The organism is Pseudolysinimonas sp., assembly GCF_051954455.1.
GTDB lineage: Bacteria > Actinomycetota > Actinomycetes > Actinomycetales > Microbacteriaceae > Pseudolysinimonas.
Window position 1 is genome coordinate 74,686 of record NZ_JBQCHS010000034.1, and the last position, 21,889, is coordinate 96,574.

A 21,889-nucleotide genomic window follows, 5' to 3' on the forward strand; every position below is an offset into this window, starting at 1 on the left:
CTACTCGACAATCCGGCTTGCGGCCGCGCGGAGGCCGGCCTCGTAGCCCTCGCGCCAGGCCTCCTCGGAGCCGACGCGGAACATGTCCGAGGGCCCGAGCCGCACGATCGAGCGCGCACCCGGCAGATCGAGCGGGCCGACGAGGTGGCCGAGGCCCCGCACGATCGCGACCGGCATCCGGCTCGTCTTGCCCTTCACGAGGTCCGCGGCGGAGGCGATCTCGTCGGCCGTGGCCGCCGCCGTCACGCGCAGGTCGCGGCCGTTGTCGTCGGTGCCGCCGCGGAGGTCCTCGACCACCCGCACCCCGGCCGCGCCGATCGCGAGGTCGGTCTGCCCGAACCGCCACGGCCTCCCGAAGGTGTCGCTCACGACCACGCCGATCGCGAGCCCCGACCGCTCGCGCACGGCCGCGGCGATCGCGCGGGCCGACGCGTCCGGGTCCTCCGGGAGGAGGAGCACGTGGCCGTCCGGCACGTTGCTCGCGTCGACGCCCGCGGCCGCCATCACGAGCCCGAGCGGGTTCTCGACGATGCGGGTCACGTGCCCGTCGGGCGTCGTGCGGCTCGCCACCTCGCGGACGGTCTGGCCGGTGATCGCCGCCTCCCGGTCGGCGGCGGCGACGAGCCGACCCTCGGCCTTGCTGACGATCTTGCTCGTGACGGCGAGCACGTCGCCGTCCTGGAGGAGCCCGTCGGTCGCCGCGGCGATGAGCGCCGGCAGATCGTCGCCCGGGACGATCTCGGAGATGCCGTCGATGCCGAGGACCTGGAGCATCGCTCCAGTCTGGCGTAGCATCCTCGACGTGATGTTCTCCGTCTCGCCCACGCGCTGAGACGCTTCGCGACCCCTCGGGTCCTCGGTCTCGGCCTTCCGCCTCGAGACCCCGGAGAACCCATGCCCTCCCGTCAGCCCGTCATCACGCTGTCGCACGTCGGCCTCACCTGGCCCGACGGCGCGGTCGCCCTCGACGACGTGTCCGGTGCCATCGGCGCCGGCCGGACCGGTCTCGTCGGCGCGAACGGCGCCGGCAAGTCGACCCTGCTGCGTCTCGTCGCCGGCGAGCTGCGCCCCACCTCCGGCACCGTCACGACGGTCGGCGACGTGGTCGCGCTGCCGCAGACGCTCACCCTCCGCACCGGCGCGCCGGTGGCCGAACTCCTCGGCGTCGCCCCGCAGCTCGCGGCCGTCCGCGCCATCGAGGCGGGCGACGTCGACGAGCGGCACTTCGACGCGGTCGGCGACGACTGGGACGTCGAGGCGCGCGCCGAGGCCGTCCTCGCCGAGGTCGGTCTCCCGATCGACGCCCTCGACCGGCGCGTCGCGGAGCTGTCGGGTGGCGAGGCCATGCTCGTCGCGATCGCCGGCCTCCGGCTCCGCCGCGCTCCGATCACCCTGCTCGACGAGCCGACCAACAACCTCGATCGCGACGCCCGGGCCCGCGTCGCCGACCTCGTGCGGTCGTGGTCCGGCGCGCTCGTCGTCGTCAGCCACGACACCGCGCTCCTCGAGCTCATGGACGACACCGCCGAGCTGTACCGCACCACGCTGACGACGTTCGGCGGACCGTACTCGGCGTGGCGGGAGGCGCTCGACCGGGAGCAGGCGGCGGCCGCGCAGGCGGCGCGCTCGGCCGAGCAGGTGCTCCGCGCCGAGAAGCGGCAGCGGATCGACGCGCAGACGAAGCTGCAGCACCGGGAGCGCACGGCCAAGAAGGCGGAGCGCGAGAAGCGCGTCCCGAAGATCGTCGCGCACGGCCGACGGATGGAGGCGCAGGTCTCCGCCGGGCGGCTCCGCGGCGAGATGGAGGCCCTCGAGGAGTCGGCCCGCGTCGCGCTCGACGCGGCGGAGGAACGGATGCGCGACGACGACGGCATCCGCGTCGACCTGCCCGACCCGGGCGTCGCCCGCGGTCGGCGGATCGCGGAGCTGGCGGGCCGGAACCGCACGATCGTGATCCAGGGGCCCGAACGCGTGGCGCTCGTCGGGCCGAACGGCATCGGGAAGACGACCCTGCTCGAGCGCATGCTGGTCGAGCACGTCGGGGCGGGCGGAGGCGCGGTTGCGTCAGGCTCGACCGGCGGCGCCACCGGCACGCTCCTCACCGATCGCGTCGGCTACCTCCCGCAGCGCCTCGACGGCCTCGACGACGACGCGACCGTGCTCGACGCGGTCCGGTCGGCGGCCCCGTCCGCGCCGCCCGGCGAGATCCGCAACCGGCTCGCGCGGTTCCTCCTCCGGGGGGACGCCGTCGCGCGTCGGGTGGGGACCCTCTCGGGCGGCGAGCGGTTCCGCGTCGCCCTCGCGCGGCTCCTGCTCGCCGATCCCCCGCCGCAGCTGCTCGTGCTCGACGAGCCGACCAACAACCTCGACCTGCCGAGCGTCGAGCAGCTCGTCTCCGCGCTGCGGAGCTACCGCGGGGCGCTCCTCGTGGTCTCCCACGACGACGCGTTCCTGTCGCGACTCGACCTCACCGCGACCATCGCCCTCGACGCGCAGGGCGACCTCGCCGAGCGGGTCGAGTAGCGCCGGAGGCGCGTATCGAGACCTCCTCCGAGCAGGGCCCCGAGACGCCCCTCCGCGGCTGCTCGACGCGCCTACGCGCGCAGTGCGGGGAGCACGGAGCGGCCGAAGAGCTCGAGGAACTCGCGCTGGTTGCGGCCGACGTTGTGCAGGTAGACGCGGTCGAAACCGAGGTCGAGGAACGACTGGATGTGGGCGCGGTGCGCCTCGGGGTCCGAGGAGATGAGCAGCCTCCCGGCGAAGTCGTCCGGCCGCACCATGCGCGCGAGCTGTTCGAACTCGAAGGGCGAGCGGATGTCGGACTTGCCGAACGGCATCGCGGCGGTCGGCCACTCCCGCATCGCGTTCGCGGTCGCCTCCTCGTCGGTCGGCGCCCAACTGAGGTGGAGCCGCAGCACCTTGGTGCCGGATCCGCGGCGGCCCGACTCCCGCCGCCCCTCGTCGAAGCGCTGCAGCAGCGCCGCGAGCCGCTCGCGCGGCGCCTCCTCCGTCACGATGCCGTCGACGGTGCGCCCCGCGCGCCGGGCCGTGACCGGGCCGGCCGTGCCGATGAGGATCGGCGGAGCCTCCTCGGGCATCGTCCAGAGCCGGGTCGACTCCATCCGATAGAACGCGCCCTCGTGCTTGACGTCCTTGCCGGCCAACGACGCCGCGAACAGCTTCTTGATGACGTCGACGGCCTCGAACATCCGGTTGATGCGCTCCGGAGCCTCCGGCCAGTAGCGGCCGACGACGTGCTCGTTGAGCGCCTCACCGCTGCCGATCCCCAGCCAGTGCCGCCCCGGGTACATGGCCGCGAGCGTCGCCGAGGCCTGCGCGACGACCGCGGGATGCCAACGGAAGGTCGGCGCCGTGACGCCGGTGCCGAGGTCGCCCGCGGTCACCTGGCCGAGCGCCGAGAGCACGTTCCAGACGAACGACGCCTGCCCCTGCTGCGGGGTCCACGGCTGGAAGCGGTCGGCAGCCATGACGCCCGTGAAGCCCTGCGCCTCGGCGTGCTGCGCGAGCGCGATCGCCTCGGTCGGGTGGAACTGCTCGAGCATCGCCGCGAAGCCGATCGCGGGCGTCGTCACGAGTCGCCGTCCTCCCGCAGCTCCCACGGGATCTCGTCGGGCGCGAGCTGGATCGGCTCCGGCGGCGGGGCGCCGAACGGGATCGGCACCCCGTACGGCGGCGACACGATCGGCCGCCCCATCGGCGGCGGCTCGACCTCGCCGGCGCGCCGGGTCAGCTGCTCGATGAGCGCCTCCGGGTCGTCGTCGCGTCGGGCCGCCATCCCGCTCAGCCCCGCGTGGACTCGAGGTAGTCGGCCACGGCGCGCGGCACGTACGGCGCCACGTCGCCGCCGAGCGAGGCGACCTGGCGCACGAGCGAACTCGAGACGTGGGCGTGCGCCGGATCCGGCAGCATGAAGACGGTCTCGACACCCGCGAGGTTGCGGTTGACGATCGCCATCGGCGTCTCGTACGCGACGTCGACCTGCGAGCGGATCCCCTTCACGAGCACGGTCGCGCCGACGTCGGTCGCATAGTCGACGAGGAGGCCGACGCTCCAGCTCGTCACGACGACGTTGCCCGGCACCCGCGCCTCGCCGAGCGCGTCCTGGATGAGCGACACCCGCTTGGCGATCGGCAGGAGCGCCGTCTTGCCCGGGTTGTGCACGACGAGCACGTGGATCTCGTCGAAGATGCGCGCGGCGCGCTCGATGACGTCGAGGTGCCCGAGGGTGACGGGGTCGAACGAGCCGGGGACGACCGCGATGCGCGTCATGCGTCCAGCCTATCGACGCCTGACCGGGCGACGGCTCGGAGCCGGAGGCGGTCAGCCCTTGGCGAGGAAGGCGCGCTCCGCCTCGTCGAGGCGGCGTGCCAGCGCGGCGCGCAGCGCGGGATGCGCCGTGAGGCCCGGGTCGTCGTCGAGGATCTCGGCCGCCGCGGCCCGCGCGTCGGCGATGAGGTCGCCGTCGCGGGCCACGCGCAGCAGCTGGAGCGAGGAGCGGCCGCCGGACTGCGAGCGGCCGAGCACGTCGCCCTCCCGGCGGAGGTCGAGGTCGGCCTGCGCGAGCTCGAAGCCGTCGAGCGTGGCCGCGACGGCGTCGACGCGTTCGCGGGCCGGGGAGAGCGGCTCCGCCTCGGTCACGAAGAGCGCGAGGCCCGGGATCCCGCCGCGGCCGACGCGGCCGCGCAGCTGATGGAGCTGGGCGACGCCGAAGCGGTCGGCGTCGAGGACGACCATGGTCGACGCGTTCGGCACGTCGACGCCCACCTCGATGACGGTGGTCGCGACGAGCACGTCGATGTCGCCGGCCGCGAAGGCGCGCATCGTCGCGTCCTTCTCCTCGGCGCTCATCCGGCCGTGCAGCGGCTCGATGCGGCGGCCGTCGAGTGCGGGATGCCGCCGCAGCAGGGCGAGGGTGTCGGTGACGTTCGCGGGCGGCCGGGGCGCCTCCTCGGCCTCGGGCGTCTCGTCGCCCTCCTCCACCGCCTTGGCGTCGATCGCCGGGACGACGACGAAGCCCTGCCGGCCCTGCGCGAGCTCCTCCGCGAGCCGCTGCCAGATCCGCGCCTCCCAGCCCGGGTGGTCGGCGAGCGGCACGACGAACGACTCGATCGGCGCGCGGCCGGCGGGCAGCTCGCGGATGGTCGAGACGTCGAGGTCGCCGAACACCGTCATGGCGACGGTGCGCGGGATCGGGGTGGCGGTGAGCACGAGCACGTGCGGGGACTGCCCCTTGAGCCGCAGCGCCTCGCGCTGGTCGACGCCGAACCGGTGCTGCTCGTCGACGACGACGAGGCCGAGGTCGGCGAACTGCACCTGATCGCCGAGGAGCGCGTGGGTCCCGACGACGATCGCGGCTCCGCCGCTCGCCGCGGCGAGCAGCGCCCGCCGACGATCGGCGACCGGCATCGAGCCGGTGAGGAGCGTCGGGCGGAGACGCGCCGCGAGGTCCGGCCCGAGCGAGGCGACGAGCGAGCGCAGGTGCTGCCCCGCGAGCACCTCGGTCGGGGCGAGGAACGCCGACTGACCGCCCGAATCGGCGACGGCGAGCATCGCGCGCAGCGCGACGAGCGTCTTGCCCGAGCCGACCTCGCCTTGGACGAGCCGGTTCATCGGGACCCCGGAGGCCAGGTCGCGCTCGATCTCGTTGCCGACCGCGCGCTGGTCGCCGGTGAGCGCGAAGGGCAGCCGATCGAGGAGCTCGGCGGACCGCGCCCCCGGCGCCCGCACGGCCGTGGACTCCGCGCGCCGCGCCGCCCGATCCCGCAGAAGGGCCGCCTGCAGCACGAACGCCTCCTGGAACCGGAGCGCGTGCTGCGCCGCGTGCCAGTCGCGGTCGTGCTCGGGGCGGTGCACGAGCTCCAGCGCCCGCCGGAACGGGAGGAGACCGCGCCCCGCGCCTGCCGAGGCGGGCACCGGATCATCGAGCTCCGCGGGCAGCGTGTCGAGCGCGACACCGATCGCCTTCGCGAGCTGCCAGCTCGCGAGCGTGGACGTCGCCGGGTAGATCGGGATCGGCGTCTCGGCCCAGCCCGCCGCCCGGTCGATCGCGGCGCCCGCGTCGCCGCCCTCGCCGTCGCCGAACAGCTCGTAGTCGGGGTGCGCGAGCTGCCGCGCGCCGCGGTAGGCGCCGACCTTGCCCACGAAGATGCCGCGGACCCCGGGGCGCAGGTCGTTCTTGCGCCAGGCCTGGTTGAAGAACGTGAGGGTGAGGATGCCGCGGCCGTCGCTGATCGACACCTCCAGCAGCGAGCCGCGCCGGTTGCGCATCGGCCGCTCCGACACGGAGCGGACCTCCGCCACGATCGTCACCGCCTCGTCGAGGGTCAGCTCGTCGAGCGCCGTCAGCTCCCCCCGCCGGGCGTAGCGGCGCGGGTAGTGCGCGAGGAGTTCGCCCACCGTCGTGTAGCCGAACGCCTTCTGCACCGCCTGCGCCGTCCGACCGCCGAGCACGGTCGCGAGCTTCGCATCGAGCGGGGCGGGGACGCCCGGGCCGGGTGCCGCTACAGCCATCCCCGCCGCTTGAACACGAGATAGAGGATGATCACGAGCAGCACCATGACCCCGAGCGCGATCGGGTAGCCGTAGGTCCAGCCGAGCTCGGGCATGTTGCGGAAGTTCATCCCGTAGATGCCGGTCACGATCGACGGGGCGAACAGGATGGCCGCCCACGCGGCGATGCGGCGCGACATGATCGCCTGCCGGGTGTTCTGCTCGTTGAGCGACTGCGCCTCCTCGGCCTGCCGCTGGGCGACCAGGGTCGCGTTCACCTGGAGGATGTCACGCAGCAGCGCGCGGAACTCCTCGACCCGCTCCTTGATCTGGGTGACGTGGTCGTCGACGTCGCGCAGGTACTGCTCGAGGACCTCGCCCACGTACCCGTCGGCGTAGCCGGCCGCGAGTGTCTTGATGATCTGGGTGAGCGGCGTGACGGCGCGCTCGAAGTCGATGACCTCGCGGTTCAGCAGGTAGATGCGCTTCGACACCTTGGGGTCGCCGTCGAAGACCTGCACCTCGATCTCGTCGATGTCGTTGGCGAGCCCCGCGACGACCGGGCCGTAGCCGTCGACGACCGCATCGAGGATGCCGTAGAGCACCGCCTCGGCGCCCTCCCGGAGCGCGTCGGGCGACTTCTCCATCCGCCGGCGCACCACCGAGAGGTCGGGGCCCTCGCTGTGCCGCACCGTGATGAGGAAGTTGGTGCCGGCGAAGATGTGCAGCTCGCCGAAGTCGACCTCCTCGTCGGCGTCGTCGTACTTCGCGGCGCGGAGGACCATGAAGAGCGTGTCGCCGTAGCGCTCGAGCTTGGGGCGCTGGTGACCGAGGGCCGCATCCTCGATCGCGAGCTCGTGCAGCCCGAACTCGCGCTGCAGCTCGCCGAGCTCATCCGTGTCGGGCCGGTAGAGCCCGATCCAGGCGAGTGCAGTGGGGTTCTTCGAGAGCAGGTCGAACGTCTCGTGCAGCGATGCGGGGGCCGCCAGGCGCCGGCCGTCCTGGTAGACGACGTTGTTGACGACGCTCGACCGCCGTGCGGGAGCCGTCGCCGGGTCCGTCGCCGCGTCCGTCGTCGTCACGTGGCGATGCTAGCCCTCGGACCCGACGGTACCGTGGCACCGTGGCGCGCATCATCGGGGGGTTCGCGGGCTCGCTCGCGCTCGTCGTGCCGCGGTTCGGGACGCGGCCGACGACGGATCGGGTGCGCGAGGCGATCTTCTCGGCGCTCGAGGCGCGGGACGCGCTCGACGGGGCGCGGGTGCTCGACCTCTACGCGGGATCGGGGGCGCTCGGGCTCGAGGCGGCCTCGCGCGGCGCCGCGCACGTCACGCTCGTCGATCGGGCGGAGGCCGCCACGCGCACGGTGCGCGAGAACACGGCCCGGGTTCGGCGGGCCGCGCCGCGCGGTGCGGCGCCCGACGTCGTCGTCTCGACCCAGCCCGTGCAGTCGTTCGTCGGAGCATCCGGGGCGACCTGGGACGTGGTGTTCGTCGACCCGCCATACGAGCTCGCGGGGGCGGAGCTGCGCCACGTGCTCGAGGCGCTGGTGCCGCGGCTCGCGCCGGACGGTCTCGTGATCGTCGAGCGCTCCGCCCGCGACCGGGCTCCGGACTGGCCCGACGGCCTCCTGCTGGAGCGCCGCCGCGACTATGGCGAGACCGCGCTGTACTGGCTCGTGCGCGACGAACCCGCCGGCTGAGCCGGCCGCGAGGTTCTAGCCGGCGCGCCCGTCCCAGTCGGCGTAGGGATCCCATCCCCCGCGCTCGTCGACGGCGCGCCCGTCGACGAGCAGTCCCGCGCCCGCGGCGGCCTTCCCGATGACGACGAAGCCGTCGGGCACCGCCGCGTCGGCCGGGAACGTCGCGAGGAGCGCGTGGTCCTCCCCGCCGGTGAGCGCCGCGCGCGGGTCGACGCCGTCTCCGGCGACGCGAGCGATCGCGGCGGCGTCGAGGTCGATCGCGATGCCCGACGCGGACGCGATGCGGCGCGCGTCGATCGCGAGCCCGTCGCTCACGTCGAGCATCGCGGTGGCGCCGCCCCGCGCGGCGACGGGGCCGAGCGCGATCGGTGGCACCGGGGAGAGCTGGGCGGCGAGCGGCTCGGGATGCGCGGTGCGCAGCCGCTCGGCGGCCGCCGCGTCGGGGTGGCCGGCCGCATCGACGCCCTCGGCGAAGAGCAGGCGGAGCCCCGTCGCCGCGAGGCCGAGGCGTCCCGCGACGGCGACCGCATCGCCGGGGCGCGCGCCCGAGCGGAGGACGGGCGCCCGGCCCTCGAGGTCGCCGAACGCCGTCACCGCGATGGTCAGGGTCTCCGAGACGGAGAGGTCACCGCCGACGACGCCGCAGCCCGGCGCGAGCGCGTCGCACGCCCGCCGCAGGCCGTCGGCCAGCGACTCCAGGTCGGCGACGGGGGTGTCGGCGGGGGCGACGAGCGCCACCACGAGCGCCGTCGGCACGGCCCCCATCGCGGCCACGTCCGACAGGTTGGTCGCCGCCGCCTTCCAGCCGAGCTCGACGGGCCGCGACCACGCCCGGCGGAAGTCCGGGCCGTGCACCATCGTGTCGGTCGTGACCACGAAGCGGCCGTCGGGGGCGCGCAGCACCGCGGCGTCGTCGCCCGGACCGACGATCGCCGCCGCGGCATCCGGCAGCCGCGGGAAGATCCGCGCCAGGGTCGCGCCCTCGCCGACCTCGCCGAGCGTGTCGGCCATCAGGCGCCCGCGGGGCGCGACAGCTCGACCAGGGTGCGCACGAACTCGGCGAGCGGCGGCAGCACCTGCACGAGCAGCACGGCGATGAGCGCGAGAACGACCGCCGTCCCCACCACGGCCACGAGCACCATCAGCAGCGGGCGCGGGACGCGCTGCTCCTGCTCCCGGCCGTCGAACAGCTCGGCGATGCCGTCCTCGTCGAGCCGGGGCCCAGGATGCTCCATGTCGCCCCACGCTAGCCTGATCGCGTCATGAGAACCGGCGTGCGCTCCGCGGTGATCGCCGCCGTCGCGGGGGTCTCCCTGCTCCTCGCCGGATGCGCTCCGACGGTCGCGCTCCATCCGGCCCCGCCGCACGCCAACGACCCGGCGTGCGCCGACGTCATCGTGCGTCTGCCGGATCAGCTCGACTCGCAGTCGGGCCTGCTCGCTCGACGCGACACCGACGCGCAGTCCACCGCCGCCTGGGGCGACCCGACCTCGGTGATCCTGCGCTGCGGGGTGCCGGTGCCCGGCGCCACGACCCTCCCCTGCATCCAGATCGACAACGCGATCTACTGGCTGCGCGAGAAGGACGACGCGCAGAAGGTCTGGCGGTTCACGACCTTCGGGCGCGACCCCGCCATCCAGCTCGCCATCTCGACCACGCTGTCGCCGGGCGTCGTGCTCGACCAGCTGAACACGGAGATCGACTTCCTGCCGAAGGACGGGCACGAGTGCTCGTCGACGGAGGACACCGTGACGGGCGAGTCGCTGCCGCCAGACCCGGGGCCGCCCACGCCGACTCCGACGTCGCGGGTCGAGTAGCGGGGGAACGGTCAGCGGACGGCGGCGCGCCCCAGCGCGATGAGCTCGTCCACGAGCTCCGGGTAGCTCACGCCCGACGCGAGCCAGCACGTCGGGAACATCGAGATCGGCGTGAACCCCGGCATCGTGTTGATCTCATTGACCACGAAGTCGGTGCCGGTGAAGAAGAAGTCGACGCGGGCGAGCCCGGAGCCGCCGATGGCCTCGAACGCGCGCGCGGCGATCGCCTGCATCCGCTCGAGCTCCTGCTCGTGCAGCGGCGCCGGGCACACCAGCTCCACCCCGTCCGCCCCGCGGTACTTGGCGTCGAAGTCGTAGAAGTCGCGGCCGGTGATCGCGATCTCGCCCGCGACGCTCACCCGGGGCGCTCCGCCGTCGCGGCCGGAGAGCACCGCGCACTCGAGCTCACGCCCGGTCACCGCCTGCTCGACGAGCACGCGGCTGTCCTCGGCGAAGGCGAGGTCGAGGGCGGCGTCGAGCGCGCCCCAGTCGCTCACCTTGCTCACGCCGACGCTCGATCCCGCCCGGGCGGGCTTCACGAACACCGGGAGGCCGAGCCCCTCGATCCGGCGGCGCCAGAGGTCGGGGAGCCGGTCGAGGTCGCCGCGGGTTACGGTCACCCAGGGCGCGACCTCGATGCCTGCGCCCTCGAGGATGCTCTTCGTGAAGTGCTTGTCCATGCCGAGCGCCGAGGCGAGCACCCCGTTGCCGACGTAGGGCAAGCCCACGAGCTCGAAGGCGCCCTGAATCGTGCCGTCCTCGCCGAACGGGCCGTGCAGGATCGGGAACGCGACGTCGACCTCGCCGAGCGAGCGCAGGCCGCCCGCCTCCTCGACGACCATCTCCCCCGTCGCCGCCGACTCCGGGAGTCGCACCCGCGTGCCGTTGTCGTCGAGCTCCGGCAGATCGTCGAGCCCGAACCCGAGGACCTCGTCGCGGCTCCGCAGGGTCATGGCGCCCGCGCGCGTGATCCCCACGAGCACGACGTCGTAGCGCTCCGGATCCATGGCCCCGAGGACCCCGCCGGCGGTGGCGCAGCTGATCGCGTGCTCGCTGGAGCGCCCGCCGAAGAACAGCGCGACGCGGATCCGATCGGCCACGGCAGGCTCCTCGCTACTCGCCCTGCGGCGTGTCGTCGGTGGTGAGATGCGGCGCGATGTCGCGCGGATTCAGCGTACCCGCGAGCACCTCCGCGACCTGGCGCACGATCGGCATCTCGACGCCCATCGCCTCCGCGAGCTCGAGCACCGGCCCGACCGACGACAGCCCCTCCGCGGTCTGGTTCATCTGCTGGATGACCTCGCGGAACGCGTACCCCTGCCCGAGCAGCCGCCCTGCGGTGTTGTTGCGCGAGAGGGGCGACTCGCAGGTCGCGATGAGGTCGCCGAGACCCGCGAGCCCGGTCATCGTCTCGGCGAGCGCGCCGTGCGCGACCGCGAAGTCCGTCATCTCGACGAGCCCGCGCGTGATGATCGACGCCTTCGTGTTCTCGCCGTAGCCGACCCCGTCGACGATGCCGATCGCCACCGCGATGAGGTTCTTCAGCACGCCGCCGAACTCGGTGCCCGTGACGTCGGTGTTGACGAAGCTGCGGAAGTAGGGATTGGTCGCGGCGCGGGCCACCTCCTCCGCGGTCTCGAGGTTCGACGAGGCGACCACCGCCGCCGTCGGCTGCTCCTTCGCGATCTCGAGAGCGAGGTTCGGCCCCGAGACGACCGCGATGCGCCCCGGATCGCCGCCCAGCTCCTGCAGGATCACCTCGCTCATCCGGTACCGGGTGTCCTTCTCGACGCCCTTCATGAGCGAGACGACGAGCGCGTCGGCCGGGATCTGGTCGCGGAGAGCCCGCAGGTTCTCGCGGAGCGTCTGGCTCGGCACGCTGAGGTACACCTGTTCGGCGCCGAACAGCACCTCGTCCAGCCGCGGGCTCGCGTTGACGTGCCGCGGGAGGTTGATGCCCGGCAGGTAGTCGGAGTTGCGCCGCGACTCGCGGATCTCGCGGGCCAGCTCCGGGCGCCGGGCCCAGAGCGCGACGCTCGAGCCCCCGTCGGAGAGGATCTTGGCGAAGGTCGTGCCCCAGGAGCCCGCCCCGAGCACCGCGACGCGACGCATCCCGGGCGGCGGCAGCTGGAGCGGCTGCGTCATCGTCACGGGTTCATCATGCCAACCCCGACTCGCGGGTCGAGTAGCCGCGCAGCGGCGTATCGAGGCCGTCGGACGCGGAGACGAGGTCTCGATACGCGCCGACGGCGCTCCTCGACCCGCTCAGTCGGTGGGGCGGCCGAACTCGGTCTGACCGTGCGCCGCGGGATCCCAGCGCTCGGACGGCGCCGTCTCGCCGCGGAGCTCCTCCACGAGGCCCGTGACGGCCTGCATGATCGCGAGGGTCGCCGCCGAGAGTGTGGCGTCGTCGAGCGGGCGGCCCGCGAAGGCCGAGAGGTCGACCGGTTCCCCGAACAGCACGTCGACCGTGGTGCGCGGCAGGAAGCGGGGGCGCTTCGCGTAGCGCGGCAGGATCCGCTGCTCGCCCCAGTGAGCAGCGGGGACGACGGGGACGCCGGCCGCGAGCGCGAGGCGCGCGGCGCCGTTCTTGCCGCGCATCGGCCACAGTTCGGGATCGCGGGTGAGCGTGCCCTCGGGGTAGATGATCACGGCCGAGCCGGCGTCGACCAGGCGCCGCGCGGCCGCGATCGGATCCCCGCCGCGCCCCGCCCCGCCCACGACGCCCCGTTCGACGGGGATCATCCCCGTCGAACGCATGAAGCCGCCGAGAACCGGGGCGCGGAACATGCTCGCCTTCGCGAGGAACCGCGGCAGCCGGCCCGCCCGGTAGAGCGCCAGCCCGACCACGACCGGGTCGATGTCGGAGGTGTGGTTCGGCGCGAGGATGAACGCGCCGCTCCGCGGCACCCGGTCGGCCCGGTGCAGCCGCGTGCCCACGAGCAGCCGGGCGAGCGGGATGACGAGGAACTCCGTCAGCCGCCACGCGGCGGTGCGCCGGTCGCCCACGGGTCAGGCCTCGAGCGTGAAGTCCGCTCCCAGCGCCTCGAGCTTCTCGACGAAGTGCTCGTACCCGCGCGCGATCGGACCGAGGTTGGTGACCCGCGACACGCCGTCCGCGGCCAGCGCCGCGATGAGGTAGCTGAAGCCGCCGCGCAGATCCGGCACCTCGACCTCGGCGCCGTGGAGCGGCGTCGGCCCGGTGATCACGGCCGCCTGCTCGAGCTTGCGCCGCGGCACGCGCCGGGTCACCGACTCCAGGCCGTCCTTGTGCACGACGATGTCGGCGCCCATCTGGTGGAGGGCGTCGGTGAACCCGAAACGGTTCTCGTACACGGTCTCGTGCACGATCGAGACGCCCTCGGCCTGGGTGAGCGCCACGATGAGGGGCTGCTGCCAGTCGGTCATGAAGCCGGGGTGGACATCCGTCTCGACCTGCACCGGCTTGAGCGGACCGCCCGGATGCCAGAACCGGATCCCGTCCTCATGGACCTCGAACGCGCCCCCGACCTTGCGGAACACGTTGAGGAAGGTCAGCAGGTCCTGCTGCTTCGCGCCGCCGACGAAGATGTCACCCTGCGTGACGAGCGCCGCGGCGGCCCACGATGCGGCCTCGTTGCGGTCCGAGATCGCGCGGTGGGTGTAGCCGGAGAGCTGGTCGACGCCCTCGATGAAGATCGTGCGGTTGGCCTCGGTCCAGATGATGGCGCCCATCTTCTGGAGGACCGCGATGAGGTCCATGATCTCGGGCTCGATCGCGGCGTTCTTCAGCTCGGTGACGCCCTGCGCGCGCACGGCGGTGAGCAGCACCTGCTCCGTGGCGCCGACGCTCGGGAACGGCAGCTCGATGTTCGCCCCGTGCAGGCCGTTCGGGGCGGTGATCCGGATGCCCTCGTACGACTTGTCGACGATCGCTCCGAACGCGCGCAGCGCGTCCATGTGGAAATCGATCGGCCGGTCGCCGATGCGGCAGCCGCCGAGGTCCGGGATGAGGGCCTCGCCGAGCCGGTGCAGGAGCGGTCCGCAGAACAGGATCGGCACCCGGCTCGAGCCCGCGAGTGCGTCGATGGTGTCGAAGTGGGTGCGTGCGACGTTCACCGGGTCGAGCAGCAGCTCGCCCTCCGCCGGGCTCGAGACGGCGACGCCGTAGGCGTTGAGCATGCGGGTGACGATCGTGACGTCGCTGATGTCGGGGACGTCCTGCAGGAGGCTCGGGGTGTCGCCGAGGAGGGCCGCGACCATCGCCTTGGTGGCGAGATTCTTGGCGCCGCGCACCTCGATGCGGCCGCGCAGGGGCTTGCCGCCCTCGATCACGATGGTGTCCGCCATGGGGCCCACGCGAGCTCCCGCCTTCTGCGCGTCCGTCGCGAGATTGAGTGCCACCGTATCCACTCCGTGAGTGTAGACCGGGGGGTGCTGCGCGCGCCGTGCGACGCCCGCCGCACCGCCGGCGCGGGTCAGCGGACCGGGAGCGTCCTCGGACGCCACGCCTCGCGACGCGCCTCGAACGCCGTGATCGCGTCCTCGTCGCGGAGGGTGAGGCCGATGTCGTCGAGACCCTCCAGGAGGCGCCAGCGCGTGTAGTCGTCGACCTCGAACGGGATCACGAGGTCGCCGAGCGACACCGTTCGCGCCTCGAGGTCCACGGTCGCCTCGCGACCGGGCTCCGCCTCGAGGGCGGCCCAGATCAGCTCGACCTCCTCCTCCGCGACCGTGCCGACGAGCAGCCCCTGCTTGCCGGAGTTGCCGCGGAAGATGTCGCCGAAGCGCGGCGCGATGACGGCGCGGAATCCGAAGTCGCGCAGCGCCCACACGGCGTGCTCGCGGCTCGAGCCGATGCCGAAGTCCGGACCGGCGACGAGGATGCGGGGCGGGTTGCCGGGGCTCGCGTACTCGGGCCGGTTGAGGACGAACTCCGGGTCCTGCCGCCAGTTGACGAACAGGGCGTCCTCGTACCCGGTCTTCGTGACCCGCTTGAGGTAGACGGCCGGGATGATCTGGTCGGTGTCGACGTTGCTGCGACGCAGCGGGACCGCGACGCCGGTGATCCGCGTGACCTTCTCCATCACGCCATCACCTCCGCCTCGGCCGACAGATCGGAGGGGCTCGACAGCGTGCCGCGGATCGCGGTGGCCGCCGCGACGACCGGCGACACCAGGTGGGTGCGACCGCCCTTGCCCTGCCGGCCCTCGAAGTTGCGGTTGCTCGTCGACGCGCAGCGCTCACCGGGGGCGAGCTGGTCGGGGTTCATGCCCAGGCACATCGAGCAGCCGGCGAAGCGCCACTCGCCGCCGAACTCCTCGACGATCTTGTCGATGCCCTCGGCCTCGGCCTCGAGCCGCACGCGGGCCGAGCCCGGCACGACCATGACGCGCACGTGGTCCGCCTTCTTCCGCCCCTTGATGAGGGAGGCGAAGGTGCGCAGGTCGTCGAGCCGGCTGTTGGTGCAGGAGCCCATGAACACCGCGTCGACCCGGATGTCCTTCATCGGCGTGCCGGCCTCGAGGTCCATGTACTCGAGCGCCCGCTCCGCCGCGGCGCGGTCGTTGGGGTCGCTGTAGTCGTCCGGCGACGGCACGATGCCGTTCAGCGGCACACCCTGGCCCGGATTGGTGCCCCAGGTGACGAACGGCTCGAGCTCGTCCGCGTCGAGGAACACCTCGGCGTCGAACACGGCGTCGTCGTCGGTGCGCAGGGTCTCCCAGTAGGCGACCGCCGCATCCCAGTCCTCGCCCTGCGGCGCGTGCGGGCGGCCCTTCAGGTAGTCGTACGTCGTCTGGTCGGGCGCGACCATGCCGGCGCGGGCGCCCGCCTCGATCGACATGTTGCAGATCGTCATGCGGCCGTCCATCGAGAGGGAGCGGATCGCGCTGCCGCGGTACTCGAGCACGTAGCCCTGCCCGCCGCCGGTGCCGATCTTCGCGATCACGGCGAGGATGATGTCCTTCGCCGTGACGCCCGGCTTCAGCTCGCCCTCGACCGTGATCGCCATCGTCTTGAAGGGCTTCAGCGGCAGGGTCTGCGTGGCGAGCACGTGCTCGACCTCGCTCGTGCCGATGCCGAACGCCATCGCGCCGAACGCACCGTGCGTCGAGGTGTGCGAGTCGCCGCAGACCACCGTGATCCCCGGCATCGTGAGACCGAGCTGCGGGCCGACGACGTGCACGATGCCCTGCTCGATGTCGCCGAGCGGGTGCAGGCGGATGCCGAACTCCTCGGCGTTGCGCCGCAGCGTCTCGATCTGGGTGCGGCTCGTCAGGTCGGCGATCGGCTTGTCGATCGCGAGGGTCGGCGTGTTGTGGTCCTCGGTCGCGATCGTGAGGTCGGGGCGCCGCACCGGCCGCCCCTCCGCGCGCAGGCCGTCGAACGCCTGCGGGCTCGTCACCTCGTGCACGAGGTGGAGGTCGATGTAGACGAGGTCCGGTTCGCCGTTCTCGCCCTGCTTGACCAGGTGGTCCGACCAGACCTTCTCGGCCAGGGTCCTGCCGCTCATTGCTTCTTCTCCGCTTGTCGATCCCGGGTCGGCCAATGCGACGACTCCGCGACGAGGGAGGCCGGGTGACTAGGCCTCGTCGCGGCGACGAAGGAGGAGGAGCGCCCGGAGCATGGTGCGAGCGTAGCACCGCGACGGAGGGGGTCTCCGCCCGGGTCAGCGGCGCCGACCGACGGCGATCGCGTAGTCGCCGAGCGCGACGACCGCGCCCTCGGCGGCGAGGATCCCGTCCTCCGGCACCACGGTCGCCTCACCGGTCGGCGGGGTCACGGCGACGCCGTTCGTCGAGCGGAGGTCGAGCACGCGGAGCCTTCCCTCCTCCGGCAGGAGCAGCGCGTGCGTCTTCGACACCGACTTCGCGGGGTCGTCGACGCGCACCGGGCGCGCGTCCGGATGGGTCGCGGGCGCGGTCGGATTGCGCCCCAGCACGAGGCCGGCGGCGTCCAGCTCGTGCTCCGCGCCGTCGGCCAGCCGGAGGAACCAGGCCCCGGCGGGCGGCTCGGGCGCGGGCGGCTCGGGCGCCGGCGGCGGCGCGGCGCCCGGACGCGGGGAACCGGCCGGGATGGGCAGCGCGGTGGGCGCGGGGACCGGCACACCGGGTGCGCGCACGCGGACGGTCTGCGAGCCGGTGCTCACCGGTGCGGTCTCAGGAGCGGGATCGCGCGGCGGCGGGAGCAGACCGGGCGGCGGGACCAGGAATCCCTCGTCGGTCATCGGCGTCCCCCTTCCACCCCCGTCAGCCTAGGGGACAATGGGGAGCGCTCCCCATGGACGTCGGCGCCACCCCCGGGCTGGGATGAGAGGCCGGTGCGCCGCACATGCGAGGATCGATCCGCTCCGGGCCGCGACTGCAGGAGGACGTGTGCGACTCAAACTGACCCTCCGACGCGACGACGGATCCGACTCCGACATCGTCGTCACGACCGACGCCGGAGCGAGCATCGCCGAGGTCGCGGGGGCGCTGGAGCGGGTCGACCCGCGGTCGGCCGGCTCCCCCGCCACCGGCCCGCAGACGCTCCGCGCCGCCCTGCCCGGGGCCGGCAGCCCCGTCATGCTGCCACCCGACGCCGCGATCGGCGAGGCGTGGATCGGATCGGGAGCCACGGTCGAGCTCGTCGACGCCGCCCGGTTCCGACCGGGCTCGCACGCCGCCGGTCGCCCGCCGGTGGCGCGCCTGCGCATCCTGAGCGGCGCGCAGAGCGGCCGCAGCTGGGAGCTGTCGGCCGGCAGCATCATGATCGGTCGGGATCCCGGCTGCGACGTCGTGCTGGCCGACGATCCGATGGTCTCGAAGCGCCACGCGCGCGTCGACGTCGAGTCCTCGATCGAGATCGTCGATCTCGGCTCGGCCAACGGGGTCCTCGTCGACGGCGGTCTCGTGGGGCGGTTCCGCGTCGAGGATCGGGTCGAGGTCGTCATCGGCGACACCCGGCTCGAGGTCACCCGCATCGGCGAGGGCGAGGCACCGCCGACGGCCGGCCCGGTGTTCTTCAACCGCTCGCCGCGCATCGAGCCGCGGTACGCCGGCCAGCAGTTCACGGGGCCGGAGGTGCCGCAGGAGGTCATCAACCCGCCCTTCCCCTACGTCGCGATGTTCGCGCCGCTCGGGATGGGCGCGGTCATGTTCACGCTCCAGCCGCGCGCCCTGTCGTCGCTCATCTTCGTCGCCCTGTCGCCGCTGCTGATGGCGGGCAACTGGGTGAGCCAGCTGATCGCGCGCCGCGGACAGCAGAAGCGCGCCAAGAAGCGGTTCGACGAGCATCTGACGCGGCTCACCGCCGACATGGACGCGGAGCGGGTCCGCGAGCACGAACTGCGGCTGCGCGAGGCGCCCGCCACCACCGAGGTGCTCGACGCCTCGGTGCGTCGGGCGCCCCTGCTCTGGACCCGTCGCCCGGAGCACTGGTCGTTTCTGAACGTGCGCCTCGGCCTCGGCACGATGCGCTCGCGCAACACGATCCAGGAGGACCGGAAGCCGACGAGCCTGCCCGACTACCAGGCGCGCTTCGACGAGGTGCTCGCCGCCAACCGCGAGGTGGAGGGAGTGCCGATCGTCGACAACCTCCATGACGCCGGCGCCCTCGGTCTCGCGGGGCCCGATGCGACCGCCGCGGAGGCCGCGAACGCCCTCCTCGTCCAGCTGACCGGCCTGCACTCCCCGGCTGAGGTCGTCCTCGCCGCCGCGATCACCCCGGCGTGGTCGGAGCACCTGGACTGGATCAAGTGGCTGCCCCACGCCGCCTCCCCGCAGAGCCCGATCGAGGGCGTGCAGCTGGCCGACAGCCCGGCGAGCGCCGCGCAGCTCGTCTCGGCGATCGAGGGTCTCGTCGCCTCGCGCCTGGCCAAACGCGACGCGCAGCGTCGCGGCGCCGCCGAGCAGGAGGCCCTCGCGCTGGAGCGGGGTGCGAACGTCGGACGCGACCACGCCGACGGGACGGCCTCCCCGATCCCCGCCGTCATCCTGCTGATCTCGGATGACGTGCCGGTCGACCGCGGCCGGCTGGTGCAGCTCGCCGAGCTCGCCGCCGACGCCGGCGTCTTCCCCATCTGGCTGGCCCGCGACGTGGCCTCGCTGCCCGCGGTGTGCCGCACCTTCGTGGAGCTCGACGCCGACGGCGCCGGGCGCGTCGGGCTCGTGCGTCTCGGCGAGACCGTCGACCCCGTGGCCGTCGAGCGGGTGACCGCCGGAGCCGCGCTCGACTACGCCCGACGCCTCGCGCCCGTCATCGACGCGGGCGCGGTGGTCGCCGATTCCAGCGACCTTCCCCGCACCGTCTCGCTCGTCACGCTCCTCGGTCACGATCTCGTGGAGTCGAGCGAGGCCGTCATCGATCGCTGGCGGCAGAACGAGTCGATCCATGACCGGACGCCCGGCGTCGCGCCGCGCAAGCGCCGACCGGGCAAGCTGCGCGCGATCATCGGCTCGTCGGGAGTCGACGCGATGCACCTCGACCTGCGCACGCAGGGCCCGCACGCGCTCGTCGGCGGCACGACCGGCGCCGGCAAGTCGGAGTTCCTGCAGGCCTGGGTGCTCGGCATGGCCGCCGAGTACAGCCCCGACCGGGTCACGTTCCTGTTCGTCGACTACAAGGGCGGCTCCGCGTTCGCCGACTGCGTCAGCCTGCCGCACTGTGTCGGTCTCGTCACCGACCTCAGCCCGCACCTGGTGCGCCGGGCGCTGACGAGTCTCCGGGCCGAGCTCCACCACCGCGAGCACCTGCTGAACCGCAAGAAGGCGAAGGACCTGCTCGAGCTCGAGCGGCGCGGCGACCCCGACAGCCCGCCCGCGCTCGTGCTCGTCATCGACGAGTTCGCCGCCCTCGCCGGCGAGGTGCCCGAGTTCGTCGACGGCGTCGTCGACATCGCGCAGCGCGGGCGCTCGCTCGGCATCCACCTGATCATGGCGACGCAGCGGCCCGCGGGCGTCATCAAGGACAACCTGCGGGCGAACACCAACATGCGCGTCGCGCTGCGCATGGCCGACGAGTCGGACAGCGACGACGTCGTCGGTGTCAAGGACGCGGGGGGATTCGATCCCGGCATCCCGGGTCGCGGTCTCGCCAAGACGGGACCGGGCCGCCTCACGATGTTCCAGTCCGGCTACGCGGGGGGCTGGACGAGCCGCGAGCCGGAGCGCTCCAACGTCGAGGTCATCGAGCTGCGCTTCGGCGGCGAGGTGCGCTGGGAGGAGCCGCGGAGCGGGACGCCGGAGCCCGAGCGCGACCTCGGCCCGACCGACCAGCAGCGCCTCGTCGCGCAGATGATTCACGCGGCGGGCGACGCCGGCATCCCGGCCCCGCGCCGCCCGTGGCTCGATCAGCTGGCGACAGTGTACGACCTCGCGAAGCTCCATCAGCGCACCGACCAGGAGCTCGTGATGGGCGTCACCGACCTCCCGCAGTCGCAGGAGCAGCGGCCGGTCTACTTCACCCCGGACGTCGACGGCCATCTCGCCATCTACGGCACGGGCGGATCGGGGAAGTCGACGGTGCTGCGCAGCCTCGCCGCGGCCGCCGCGATCACTCCGCGAGGCGGCCCCGTCCAGGTCTACGCCCTCGACTTCGGCTCCGGCAGCCTCCGGATGCTGGAGACCCTCCCCCACGTCGGCGCCGTCATCGCAGGCGAGGACGCGGAGCGGATCGTGCGGCTCTTCCGCATGCTCAAGGACGAGCTCGAGGCTCGTGGACCGCTCTTCGCGGCTCACAACGCCTCCGGCATCGCCGAGTACCGTCGCAACTCCGGCGACGCCCAGCGGGCTCGCATCCTGCTGCTCATCGACGGCTTCCCCAGCTTCCGGGAGGACTTCGAGATCCCGGCGGGCAGGTCCCAGTGGTACGACGTGTTCCGGGACATCCTCGGCGAGGGCCGGCAGCTCGGGATTCACGTCGCCCTGACCGCCGACCGGCCGGGAGCCGTGCCGGCGTCGATCTCCTCCAGCATCCAGCGTCGTGTCGTCCTGCGGCTGGCCGACGACAGCTACGGGATGCTCGACGTCCCCAGCGACATCCTCTCGGCCTCCTCCCCTCCGGGACGCGCGATCGTCGACCGCGAGGAGACGCAGATCGCCGTGTTCGGCGGCGACCCGGTCGTGGCCGAACAGGCGGCCGCGCTGCGCAGCCTCGGGGACGCCATGCGTCGCGCGGGCGTCCCGTCGGCGCCCGCCATCGGGTCCCTGCCGACGGAGTACACCGCCGACGACCTGCCGCCGTCGCTGGACGGAACCCCGGTGCTCGGCGTCAGCGAGGCCGACCTCGGGCCGTTCGGATTCGATCCGTCCGGGACGCTGCTCCTGGCGGGACCGCCCGCCTCGGGCCGCACGAGCGCCCTGATCTCGATCGCCCAGTCGTTGGAGCGGTCGGACGCCGATCTGCGGCTGTACTACATCGGATCGAAGCGGTCTCCCGTCGCGTCGGCGCTCGACTGGGTCGAGCGGGCGACCACGCCCGAGGAGGCGGCGGCGCTGGCCCGCAGCCTCTCGGCCGCGATGCTCGACGAGGACACGGAGGGTCGGATCGCCGTGGTGATCGAATCCCTGGGCGACTTCCTGCAATCCGCCGCCGACGGCCCGATCGTCGAGCTCGCGAAGGCCGCCAAGCGGTCGGAGCATCTGGTGATGGCGGAGGCGGAGAGTTCCGCCTGGGGCTCCTCGTGGCCCCTCATGGGCGAGTTCAAGAACGGGCGGCGGGGTCTGCTGCTCCAGCCGGACTCGGTCGACGGCGACCTGTTGCTCAAGACGCCGCTGCCCCGGTTGCAGAAGAGCGAGTTCCCGCCGGGGCGCGGCATGTACATCGCGCGCGGCAAGTTCGCCCGCGTGCAGCTGCCGCTTCCTTCCTGAGGACGCCCTGTGAGCGACGCCCCATGGGGAGT

Annotated in this window: 19 protein-coding genes; 4 read left to right on the forward strand and 15 right to left on the reverse strand. The window is 73.3% G+C overall.

Annotated features, from left to right (window positions below):
• Positions 1-774 (reverse strand): coenzyme F420-0:L-glutamate ligase, encoded by a 774-nt coding sequence (gene cofE, locus ACTHM3_RS14940; protein ID WP_440407132.1) that lies wholly within the window; start codon positions 772-774, stop codon positions 1-3.
• 120 nt (positions 775-894) lie between these two features.
• Here cofE and ACTHM3_RS14945 point away from each other — a divergent pair, with 120 nt between their 5' ends.
• Positions 895-2,523 carry an ABC-F family ATP-binding cassette domain-containing protein gene (locus ACTHM3_RS14945; RefSeq protein ID WP_440407134.1) on the forward strand — a complete coding sequence of 543 codons (1,629 nt, stop codon included), beginning with the start codon at positions 895-897 and terminating at the stop codon, positions 2,521-2,523.
• 71 nt (positions 2,524-2,594) lie between these two features.
• Here ACTHM3_RS14945 and ACTHM3_RS14950 read toward each other — a convergent pair whose 3' ends face one another.
• From ACTHM3_RS14950 to ACTHM3_RS14970, 5 genes are read right to left on the reverse strand one after another with little or no spacing between them, the layout of a single operon-like run.
• Positions 2,595-3,593: a TIGR03557 family F420-dependent LLM class oxidoreductase gene (locus ACTHM3_RS14950; RefSeq protein WP_440407136.1), complete on the reverse strand. Its 999-nt coding sequence runs from the start codon at positions 3,591-3,593 to the stop codon at positions 2,595-2,597.
• Complete coding sequence (locus ACTHM3_RS14955; RefSeq protein ID WP_440407138.1) at positions 3,590-3,796, reverse strand: hypothetical protein; 207 nt, start codon at positions 3,794-3,796, stop codon at positions 3,590-3,592. The genes ACTHM3_RS14950 and ACTHM3_RS14955 overlap by 4 nt, the downstream gene beginning before the upstream one ends.
• 5 nt (positions 3,797-3,801) lie before the next feature.
• Positions 3,802-4,290, reverse strand: coding sequence for a pantetheine-phosphate adenylyltransferase (gene coaD, locus ACTHM3_RS14960; RefSeq protein WP_440407140.1), 489 nt, complete (start codon positions 4,288-4,290; stop codon positions 3,802-3,804).
• A gap of 51 nt (positions 4,291-4,341) precedes the next feature.
• Positions 4,342-6,531 carry an ATP-dependent DNA helicase RecG gene (locus ACTHM3_RS14965; RefSeq protein ID WP_440407142.1) on the reverse strand — a complete coding sequence of 730 codons (2,190 nt, stop codon included), beginning with the start codon at positions 6,529-6,531 and terminating at the stop codon, positions 4,342-4,344.
• Positions 6,522-7,592, reverse strand: a complete 1,071-nt coding sequence (locus ACTHM3_RS14970) for a magnesium and cobalt transport protein CorA (protein ID WP_440407144.1) — start codon at positions 7,590-7,592, stop codon at positions 6,522-6,524. Before ACTHM3_RS14970 ends, ACTHM3_RS14965 begins: the two co-directional genes overlap by 10 nt.
• A gap of 41 nt (positions 7,593-7,633) precedes the next feature.
• On the opposite strand from ACTHM3_RS14970, the gene rsmD reads away from it, so the two are divergent.
• A complete protein-coding gene (gene rsmD, locus ACTHM3_RS14975) occupies positions 7,634-8,212 on the forward strand; it encodes a 16S rRNA (guanine(966)-N(2))-methyltransferase RsmD (RefSeq protein ID WP_440407146.1) in 579 nt (192 codons plus the stop codon).
• Between the two features lie 15 nt (positions 8,213-8,227).
• On the opposite strand, the gene thiL is transcribed toward rsmD, so the two are convergent.
• Together thiL and ACTHM3_RS14985 are read right to left on the reverse strand one after the other, a co-directional pair.
• Positions 8,228-9,223, reverse strand: coding sequence for a thiamine-phosphate kinase (thiL, locus tag ACTHM3_RS14980; RefSeq protein WP_440407148.1), 996 nt, complete (start codon positions 9,221-9,223; stop codon positions 8,228-8,230).
• Positions 9,223-9,447, reverse strand: coding sequence for a hypothetical protein (locus ACTHM3_RS14985; RefSeq protein ID WP_440407149.1), 225 nt, complete (start codon positions 9,445-9,447; stop codon positions 9,223-9,225). Before ACTHM3_RS14985 ends, thiL begins: the two co-directional genes overlap by 1 nt.
• A gap of 27 nt (positions 9,448-9,474) precedes the next feature.
• On the opposite strand from ACTHM3_RS14985, the gene ACTHM3_RS14990 reads away from it, so the two are divergent.
• Positions 9,475-10,029, forward strand: coding sequence for a DUF3515 family protein (locus ACTHM3_RS14990; RefSeq protein ID WP_440407151.1), 555 nt, complete (start codon positions 9,475-9,477; stop codon positions 10,027-10,029).
• An 11-nt stretch (positions 10,030-10,040) separates the two neighbouring features.
• Here the strand turns inward: ACTHM3_RS14990 and ACTHM3_RS14995 are convergent, their stop codons facing one another.
• The 7 genes from ACTHM3_RS14995 to ACTHM3_RS15025 all read right to left on the reverse strand — a co-directional run bounded on the left by ACTHM3_RS14995 (position 10,041) and on the right by ACTHM3_RS15025 (position 17,236).
• A complete protein-coding gene (locus tag ACTHM3_RS14995) occupies positions 10,041-11,129 on the reverse strand; it encodes a D-alanine--D-alanine ligase family protein (RefSeq protein ID WP_440407153.1) in 1,089 nt (362 codons plus the stop codon).
• A 13-nt stretch (positions 11,130-11,142) separates the two neighbouring features.
• Positions 11,143-12,174 carry an NAD(P)H-dependent glycerol-3-phosphate dehydrogenase gene (locus tag ACTHM3_RS15000; RefSeq protein ID WP_440407203.1) on the reverse strand — a complete coding sequence of 344 codons (1,032 nt, stop codon included), beginning with the start codon at positions 12,172-12,174 and terminating at the stop codon, positions 11,143-11,145.
• Between the two features lie 120 nt (positions 12,175-12,294).
• Positions 12,295-13,038, reverse strand: a complete 744-nt coding sequence (locus tag ACTHM3_RS15005; RefSeq protein WP_440407155.1) for a lysophospholipid acyltransferase family protein — start codon at positions 13,036-13,038, stop codon at positions 12,295-12,297.
• A gap of 3 nt (positions 13,039-13,041) precedes the next feature.
• Positions 13,042-14,358 (reverse strand): UDP-N-acetylglucosamine 1-carboxyvinyltransferase, encoded by a 1,317-nt coding sequence (murA, locus tag ACTHM3_RS15010; protein ID WP_440407204.1) that lies wholly within the window; start codon positions 14,356-14,358, stop codon positions 13,042-13,044.
• Positions 14,359-14,486: 128 nt separating this feature from the next.
• Positions 14,487-15,095: a 3-isopropylmalate dehydratase small subunit gene (gene leuD, locus ACTHM3_RS15015; RefSeq protein ID WP_440407157.1), complete on the reverse strand. Its 609-nt coding sequence runs from the start codon at positions 15,093-15,095 to the stop codon at positions 14,487-14,489.
• Positions 15,095-16,522: a 3-isopropylmalate dehydratase large subunit gene (gene leuC / locus ACTHM3_RS15020; protein WP_440407159.1), complete on the reverse strand. Its 1,428-nt coding sequence runs from the start codon at positions 16,520-16,522 to the stop codon at positions 15,095-15,097. The genes leuD and leuC overlap by 1 nt, the downstream gene beginning before the upstream one ends.
• 156 nt (positions 16,523-16,678) lie before the next feature.
• Complete coding sequence (locus ACTHM3_RS15025) at positions 16,679-17,236, reverse strand: FHA domain-containing protein (RefSeq protein ID WP_440407161.1); 558 nt, start codon at positions 17,234-17,236, stop codon at positions 16,679-16,681.
• A 148-nt stretch (positions 17,237-17,384) separates the two neighbouring features.
• On the opposite strand from ACTHM3_RS15025, the gene ACTHM3_RS15030 reads away from it, so the two are divergent.
• Positions 17,385-21,857 carry an FtsK/SpoIIIE domain-containing protein gene (locus ACTHM3_RS15030; protein WP_440407163.1) on the forward strand — a complete coding sequence of 1,491 codons (4,473 nt, stop codon included), beginning with the start codon at positions 17,385-17,387 and terminating at the stop codon, positions 21,855-21,857.
• Positions 21,858-21,889 lie beyond the last annotated feature (32 nt).